At 31.4% G+C, this 7,640-nt stretch carries 7 protein-coding genes; 5 read left to right on the top strand and 2 right to left on the bottom strand.

Going from position 1 to position 7,640, the window contains the following annotated elements; all coding sequences use genetic code 11:
- On the bottom strand, positions 1–1,100 hold a 1,100-nt coding region (locus WBG30_RS09195; RefSeq protein ID WP_424504357.1), incomplete at its 3' end, for a hypothetical protein.
- A gap of 251 nt (positions 1,101–1,351) precedes the next feature.
- Between WBG30_RS09195 and ptsP the strand changes: the two genes are divergently transcribed.
- The 4 genes from ptsP to WBG30_RS09175 are packed head-to-tail and all read left to right on the top strand — an operon-like array spanning position 1,352 to position 5,833.
- A complete protein-coding gene (gene ptsP, locus WBG30_RS09190; RefSeq protein WP_424504356.1) occupies positions 1,352–3,121 on the top strand; it encodes a phosphoenolpyruvate--protein phosphotransferase in 1,770 nt (589 codons plus the stop codon).
- The gene (locus tag WBG30_RS09185; protein WP_424504355.1) at positions 3,096–3,365 is read left to right on the top strand and encodes an HPr family phosphocarrier protein; all 270 of its coding nucleotides are present in this window, start codon (positions 3,096–3,098) and stop codon (positions 3,363–3,365) included. The genes ptsP and WBG30_RS09185 overlap by 26 nt, the downstream gene beginning before the upstream one ends.
- On the top strand, positions 3,355–4,230 hold the full coding sequence (gene ispH, locus WBG30_RS09180; RefSeq protein WP_424504354.1) for a 4-hydroxy-3-methylbut-2-enyl diphosphate reductase: 876 nt from the start codon (positions 3,355–3,357) through the stop codon (positions 4,228–4,230). The genes WBG30_RS09185 and ispH overlap by 11 nt, the downstream gene beginning before the upstream one ends.
- Complete coding sequence (locus WBG30_RS09175; RefSeq protein WP_424504353.1) at positions 4,223–5,833, top strand: S1 RNA-binding domain-containing protein; 1,611 nt, start codon at positions 4,223–4,225, stop codon at positions 5,831–5,833. The genes ispH and WBG30_RS09175 overlap by 8 nt, the downstream gene beginning before the upstream one ends.
- A gap of 134 nt (positions 5,834–5,967) precedes the next feature.
- On the opposite strand, the gene WBG30_RS09170 is transcribed toward WBG30_RS09175, so the two are convergent.
- Positions 5,968–6,486 carry a hypothetical protein gene (locus WBG30_RS09170; protein WP_424504352.1) on the bottom strand — a complete coding sequence of 173 codons (519 nt, stop codon included), beginning with the start codon at positions 6,484–6,486 and terminating at the stop codon, positions 5,968–5,970.
- A gap of 145 nt (positions 6,487–6,631) precedes the next feature.
- Here WBG30_RS09170 and WBG30_RS09165 point away from each other — a divergent pair, with 145 nt between their 5' ends.
- Positions 6,632–7,123: a nitroreductase family protein gene (locus WBG30_RS09165; protein ID WP_424504351.1), complete on the top strand. Its 492-nt coding sequence runs from the start codon at positions 6,632–6,634 to the stop codon at positions 7,121–7,123.
- The last annotated feature ends 517 nt before the right edge of the window (positions 7,124–7,640 follow it).

Raw genomic sequence — 7,640 nt, 5'->3', positions numbered from 1 at the left:
CTCTTATTGTTAATGAGACCTGTAGTATCATTAACAGCTATAGATCCATTAAGTGCACTCATTCCATAATTTCCATCATTAGAAATGTTTCCTCTATTATTAATAGAAGAGCCAATTCCATCAGCAGACATTCCATAATCACTCTTATTTTTTATATGACCTGTAGTCTCATTAATAGCTACAGATCCATTAAGTGCACTCATTCCATAATTTCCATCATTAGAAACGTCTCCTCTATTATTAATAGAAGACCCAATTCCACTAGCAGACATTCCATAATCACCTTTATTTTTTATATGACCTGTAGTATCATTAATGGCTACAGATCCATTAAATGCAGACATTCCATAATTTCCATCATTAGAAATGTTTCCTTTATTATTAATAGAAGACCCAATTCCATCAGCAGACATTCCATAATCACCCTTATTTTTTATATGACCTGTAGTCTCATTAATGGCGTTTGCTCCTTCCGTTGCTAACATTCCTGTAGTACCTTTATTTTGGATAAAACCCTTATTAATTGCCTTAGCTCCTTCCGTTGCGAACATTCCTGTAGTACCTCTATTCTGGATAAAACCCTCATTAATTGCTTTAGCTCCACTAATAGCAACCATTCCATAATTGTTAAATGTTATAATAACGCCTGTATTTGAATTTAATGCTATACTATTTAAATTATGTGAATACATCCCTACAAAACTTGTATTCTGAATAATTCCTTTATTTATTACTTTTGCACCTTGTCTGCTTTGCATTCCTTGTATACCTTTATTATTAATAGCTCCTGTTGTTTCATTAATCCCTATAGAGCCACTCCCACTCGCTACTACTCCTCCTGTTCCAATTATCTGAATGGCCGCATAATTAGTGACACTACCACCTTGAATAGCCTCCATACCACTATCTCCTGTGTAAAGTATAGTCCCCTCATTTTTAAAATTTTCTCCTGCAACTGCTAAAACCTGATGGGTTCTAATTACGTGAGCGGGATTATCACCTGCAAATAAATTGTTATTTATTATTAATAATAAATAACAAAAAAGAAATGTTTTTCTCCAATTGGATCCTAATATAGCCATATCATCATTATTTTTCATAAGTATTTCCCCCTTCATAACACATCGAATAATCCTTTGTTGTATATATAGATATATACAGATACTATCTCAATTCCTGCATAAAAAAATTAAATATCAAATAAAAAAACTAGTTGAAGAGTTAAAAAATTGGGCTCTTTTCTATTTCAATAGGAAGTAAGAATATTCTTACTATAATTACAGAATTCCTTGAAAAAACAACGGAAATGGAATATAATTATAAGAGATAATAAATTAAAAGGGGTAAGTATATGGAAAAGATAATGGGTAAGGCTATTTTTGAAGGTATAGTAATAGGGGAACCATATCTAAGAGGGAAAAAACAGACAGCATTAGAGGAGTATAAGATAGAACCTCATATGCTAGAAAATGAGATAAAAAGATTTGAGGTGGCAATAAGAGACGCTAAACAAGAACTCAAATTTTTAAAATCATCGCTAAAAGGAAAGGTGAAAAGCAATGATTTAAAGATCCTAAATGTACATCTTATGATATTAGATGACCCAGTATTATTATCAGAAATTGGTAAAAGGTTAAAAAAAGAATTAGTTAACATCGAAAAAGTTGTAGCTGACGTAGTAGAATTTTATGTGGATATGTTTAAAGAAATGAAAGATCCTGTCTATAGACAAAGAGCAGTTGATATTCAAGATGTTGGAGAAAAGATAATAGGACAATTGATGGTAGAAGACTGTGAATTGCATGAATTGGATAATAAAATTTTAATAACTAAGGAGATCCTTCCTTCAGAATTATTTAAGATGCACCACGATAAGATCAACTTATTGGGGATAGTCACTGAATATAGTGGAGCAACTTCCCATGTAGCTATTCTAGCTAAGACCTTTGGGATCCCAACCCTTATGGGTGTAAAAAATGTATCCCGAATGGAATGGGAAAATGAGATAATACTAGATACTAGAAAAGGTGATCCATGTGTAATTAAAGATCCTACAGACGAGCAAATTATAGAATATCAAAAAGAAAAAGGAAAGTTACAAGCTATAAGAGAAGAAAATAAAAAATTAAAGGGATTACCGGCTATAACTAAAGACGGTGTAAAGATAATTTTGAATGCCAACATTGGTGGAATAACAGATCTTTTGTCACTAAATGATAGTATGGCAGATGGTGTAGGACTTCTTAGAACAGAATTTTTATATATGGAAAGTAAGTTTTTTCCTACAGAACAGCAACAGATAGATCTATATGAAAGAGCCTATAAAAAGATAGAAAAACTACAAGGAGAAAAAGAACTTATTATAAGAACTCTCGATATAGGAGCAGATAAACAATTACCTTATTATGAGATGCCTTTTGAAGGAAATCCATTTTTAGGGTTTAGAGGAATACGATTCACATTGGCCCATGAAAATATATTTAGAACTCAATTAAGGGCAATCTTGAGAGTAGCAAAGGGTAGAAAAATTAAAGTTATGTTTCCTATGATATCTAATTTACAGGAGATAATTCAAATAAAGAAAATACTGACTTCAGTAAAAAAAGAGTTAGATGAAGAAGGATTAGAATATGCAAGTTATATTGAAACAGGGGTAATGGTAGAAGTACCTTCTACAGCATTTTTGATAGATAAATTTTCAGAATATGTAGATTTTTTTAGTTTAGGAACCAATGACCTTACTCAGTATGTTATGGCAGCAGATAGATTAAGTGCGGATGTTGCTTATCTTAATGATTATTTTGAACCAGCAGTTCTTCGTACTATAAATCATATAGCTGAAGAAGCTATAAAACAAAAGAAAAAAATAAGTGTCTGTGGAGAGATGGCTAACGATCCTATGGCTATAATAGCTCTTATGAGTTTTGGGATAGATAGATTTAGTATGTTATCGACCTATATACCAATGGCAAAAAGAACGATTTTAAGATTGAATAGAAGTGATTTACAAAATGAGTTAAAACCTAAATTACTAAATTGTAATAACGGAAATGAAGTTAAAGAGATACTAAAAGAATATATAGAGGTGATTACAATTGAAAATGATAGACGTAAAAATTAGAAATAAAGCCGGATTACATGCTAGACCATCATCATTATTTGTACAGATAGCTACTGAATATGATTCAGAGATAATGGTTATTTGTGACGATGAGGAGATAAATGGTAAAAGTATCATGGGTCTTATGCTACTAGCTGCAGAGCAAGGAAGAACACTAACTATTACAGCTGATGGTGAAGATGAAGGTGCAGCGCTAGAAGCACTGAAAAAATTAGTAGAGGTAGACACCTTTAATGAAGAATAATTATACATTAAAAAGAGCAGAAAAGATGGGTTTTTGTTTTGGTGTAAAGGAAGCTGTAGACTTAGCGGAAACTATAAAATCTGATCAAAAAATATACATGCTTGGGATGTTAGTTCATAATGAACAGGTGATAGAACAACTAAATTCTAAGGGAATTATAGTTGTTACAGAGGAAGAAGTCCTTGAGGGGAAGGATAAAATTAATGAAGGAGATTCTGTAATAATTCGTGCCCATGGGACAATTAAAAAAATATATGAGATTTTAAATCAAAAAAATGTTAGAATGTATGATGTAGCGTGTATTTTTGTAAAGAGAAGTCGGGAAGAACTTATAAACCATGAAAAAAATGGATATAAGATCATCTTTATAGGAGATGAATTTCATCCTGAGGTAAGGGGAATCATATCTTTCGGATGTGATGTGAAAGTAGTGAAAGATTTTGAGGAACTAAAAAATATAAAGTTTGAGGAAACTGAAAAATACTACATATTAGCTCAGACTACTTTAAATAAAAACCTCTATAAAGAGATCACTGAATACATAGAAAAAAATTATAAAAACTGCAAAGTTGGAAATACTATTTGCGGAGCTACATTTGAAAGGCAAAAAGCTGTAGAAAAATTATCTACCGAGGTAGATGTAATGCTCATTATAGGTGGGAAAAATAGTTCAAATACAAAAAAATTATACAATATCTCAAAGGAGATAAACCAAAAGAGCTATCTGATACAAACTTATGAAGATTTAGACTTTAAATGGTTTGAGAAAGGTAACAGAATAGGTATAACAGCAGGTGCTTCCACACCTGATGAAATAGTTGAAAAAATAGAAAGTATATTATTAGGAGGACGTTGTAATGGTTGATAACACAGAGAATTTTGAGGAATTAAGCTTTGAGGAAATGTTAAATCAATATGCACCAAAGCAGGTACAAAGAGGGGAAATAGTAGACGCTGAAATAATCAGTAAGGAAAGAGATTATTCTTACTTAGATATAAAGGGTGCTACTGAAGGAATCGTTAGAACTGAAGAAATCACTGAATTTGAAGTAGGAGATATGATCAGAGTAGCTATCACTGAAGATAGTGACGATGAAGGACATATCAGAGTATCAAGAAGAGCAGTCGTACAAGAAGAAGCTGTAGTTAAATTAGAAGCTGCCCTTGAAAATAAAGAAGTAGTGACTGGAAATATAGTAAGAAAAGTAAATGGTGGATATATAGTAGAAATAATGGCTCACTCAGCATTCATGCCTAACTCTTTATCTCAAATAAGAAAAGACTCTACAGAAAACGTAATTGGTTTAGAAGTAGACGTTATAGTTAAAGATATCAAAACAGAAAGAAATAGAAAGAAAGTATTAGTTTCTAGAAGAGATGTAGTAGCTATGGTAGAAGCAGAAGCATTTGCTAAATTAAGCGAAAATCAAATCGTTGAAGTAGAAGTTAAGAGTGTATTAAAGTTTGGATTATCTGTAAGAGTAGAAAACGTATTAGGATTCATCCATATCTCTGAAATTTCATGGGGTAAAGTCGATGATTTAAATACTTTATATAAAGCAGGAGATAAGATCAATGCTCAAATTATCACATTAGATGCTGAGAAGAAGAGTCTTAAATTATCTATCAAACAATTATCACAAGATCCTTGGGCAACAGCAGCAGAGAAATATACTGTAGAGACTACTGTTGAAGGAGAAGTTACTAAAATTGTTAAATTTGGAGCATTCGTTAAATTAGAAGATGGAATCGAAGGATTAGTTCATATCTCTGATTTCTCTTGGAATAACAAGAAAATCAACTTAGGTGAATTCATTTCATCTGGAGATAAAGTACAAGTTAGAATCTTAGACTTAAACTCTGAAGACAAGAAATTAAAATTAGGAATCAAGCAATTAAGCGTAGATCCTTGGGCTATCATCGATGAGAAATTCAAAGAGGGAGATAAAGCAACTGGAACAATAGTTGATACAAAACCTTACGGAGTTTTCGTAGAAGTAGAAGAAGGAATCGATGCATTTATCCATACATCTGATTTTGCTTGGGCTAAATTAGAAAACAAATTATCTGTAGGAGATAAGGTAGAATTCCAAATCTTAGCTATCGATAAAGAAAACAAAAAAATCAAAGGTGGAATTAAGCAATTAACTAAAAGCCCTTGGGAAATATTGTCTGAAGAAGTAGGAGTAGGAAGTGTAGTAACTAGAAAAATTTCTAGTATCGCTGATTTCGGAATCTTCATCGACATGGGATATGGTTTAGATGGTATGATTCATATCTCTCAAGTTTCAAAAGACTTCGTTAAAGATTTAAAAGAAAAATTTGAAGTTGGTCAAGAAGTAACTGCTGAAGTTATTGAAATCTCAGCTGCTGATCAAAAAGTAAAATTATCTATCAAGAAGATAGAATTAGATGCTGATAAAGATGAAGATGCAGAATTATTAAAAAAATATGGAATGACTGAATAATTAATTCCGGAACTCTTTCCTCTTTGGCGTTTACTCTTTGAAAAAAAGAGCAAACTATAGAAGAAGAAGAAAATATATTATGAGGAGATGACTTAGGTCATCTCCTTTTTTTTAGATCTAAACAAAAAGTTGTTTTAGAATTGATCTTTAAATCCTTCTCTGATAGGTTTATATGTTTTTAGTTGTTCATCTAAACTATAAATATCAAAATTATCTTTTACATCGAAACCGTCAGATCTCACAGCAAAATTAAGAGAAGCTGAGCCCTCTTCTCCACTAATTATTCTATGGAAAATATGTTCTTCCCAAGTAAGAACACCGCCTTCATCTAATATAACTTTATCTTCATATAAAATTTTATTCGGATAAACTTTAAAAAGTATTTTTTTATTTAGCTCAATGCTAAATAATTCCACTACTCTGTGACCTTGAAGAACAACTAAGTTATCTTGCTGGTGAAAATGCATATACCAAGGTCTTTTAATTCCATTGATTGGACCTGGAGAAATAGCATTTTTGTCATGTAAAACTCTATCAATAGAGCTAGTTTTAGCAACTAAATCTGTAGGAATTATATCAAATACAACTCCCTCAGTTTTTCTAAATAATTTTAACGGTTTGATTGAATAAAATCCTTCTACTGCTGTTTTCATAAATATACTCCTTTATTAAATAGTTAAATTGAATATTCAAAAATAAATTTAAAATACCTTTTAAATAATATTTTAAATTTTAAATATAGTTATGAAGAATAATTAAAAGGTGGTAAAATTAAAAAAAATAAGTAGGAGGGAACTAATGTTAAATATTTTATTGGAGAGAAGAAGTATCAGAAAGTATAAAGATATAAAAATTGAAGAACAAAAGATAAATCAAATATTAGGTGCTGGCAAGGTAGCTCCCAGTGGAAAAAATAAAAAACCATGGGAATTTATGGTAATAGAAGATAATGAAGTATTAAAAGAATTATCCATGGTAAAACCAAAGGGAGGATTATTTTTAGCAGAAACTCCTACAGCCATAGCTGTAATAGGAAATGAGGAGATATCCGATACGTGGGTAGAGGATTGCTCTATAGCGTCGACGTTCATCCAATTAGAGGCTCATAACCAAGGATTAGGATCGTGTTGGGTGCAGATGAAATGCAGATTTAACAAAGATGGAGAAGATGCAGAGATAATTGCTAAAGAGATATTAGAAATATCAGATGATAAAAGATTACTTTGTGTAATTGCTCTAGGATATCCAGATCAGGAAAGACCAGCGTATAAAGAGGAAGATGTTTTGTAGGAAGGACCCTCTTCCTCTGTTGTTGGGGATTTCATGATTATTAAAATTAGATGTAACTAAATCTAATTTTAAATATGAACCCTTGTAAGGAGAAACCTATAGCAAATTTTCTTTGTTTTTAGGAGTTAGAGGCAAGTTCTAAAGAGTCCCTCTTTAATACGGGTTATCTTTTTCTCTATAGCAAGAAAAAGTAACCAAAAAGTGCCAGAAGGTTTATAAATTGTCTTTGTTAGTAAGACACAATCGTCATTGTAGAAACAGTACTGCTGGAGTAGAACGACTATAAACTTCGATTTAAAAATATTAACCAAAAAGGAGAAAGTTCTAAAGATATCGCTCTTAGTAGAATGATTACTGTTAAAGTATGGTCGCCTTCAAAATTAAAAAAAGTGAAAAACTCTGACTTTGTATGGAGTTTTTAAACTCGTCTTAAATAAAGAAAATATAAAGGGGGAGAGAGTAGATGATAGAATCTAGTGTAATCAAATTAATATTGATAGCAGCCTTAAACATGTGT

This window comes from Psychrilyobacter sp., assembly GCF_049671765.1.
Classification (GTDB): Bacteria; Fusobacteriota; Fusobacteriia; order Fusobacteriales; family Fusobacteriaceae; genus Psychrilyobacter.
Note: the sequence above shows the minus strand (reverse complement) of the source record. Positions and strands in the feature narration are given on the sequence as shown.

Bases quoted from the DNA above. Each gene is read 5' to 3' on its own strand.
- ptsP (WP_424504356.1), top strand. From the start codon at position 1,352: ATGGAAAAGATAATGGGTAAGGCTATTTTTGAAGGTATAGTAATAGGG.
- ispH (WP_424504354.1), top strand. From the start codon at position 3,355: ATGAAGAATAATTATACATTAAAAAGAGCAGAAAAGATGGGTTTTTGT.
- WBG30_RS09175 (WP_424504353.1), top strand. From the start codon at position 4,223: ATGGTTGATAACACAGAGAATTTTGAGGAATTAAGCTTTGAGGAAATG.
- WBG30_RS09170 (WP_424504352.1), bottom strand. From the start codon at position 6,486: ATGAAAACAGCAGTAGAAGGATTTTATTCAATCAAACCGTTAAAATTA.
- WBG30_RS09165 (WP_424504351.1), top strand. From the start codon at position 6,632: ATGTTAAATATTTTATTGGAGAGAAGAAGTATCAGAAAGTATAAAGAT.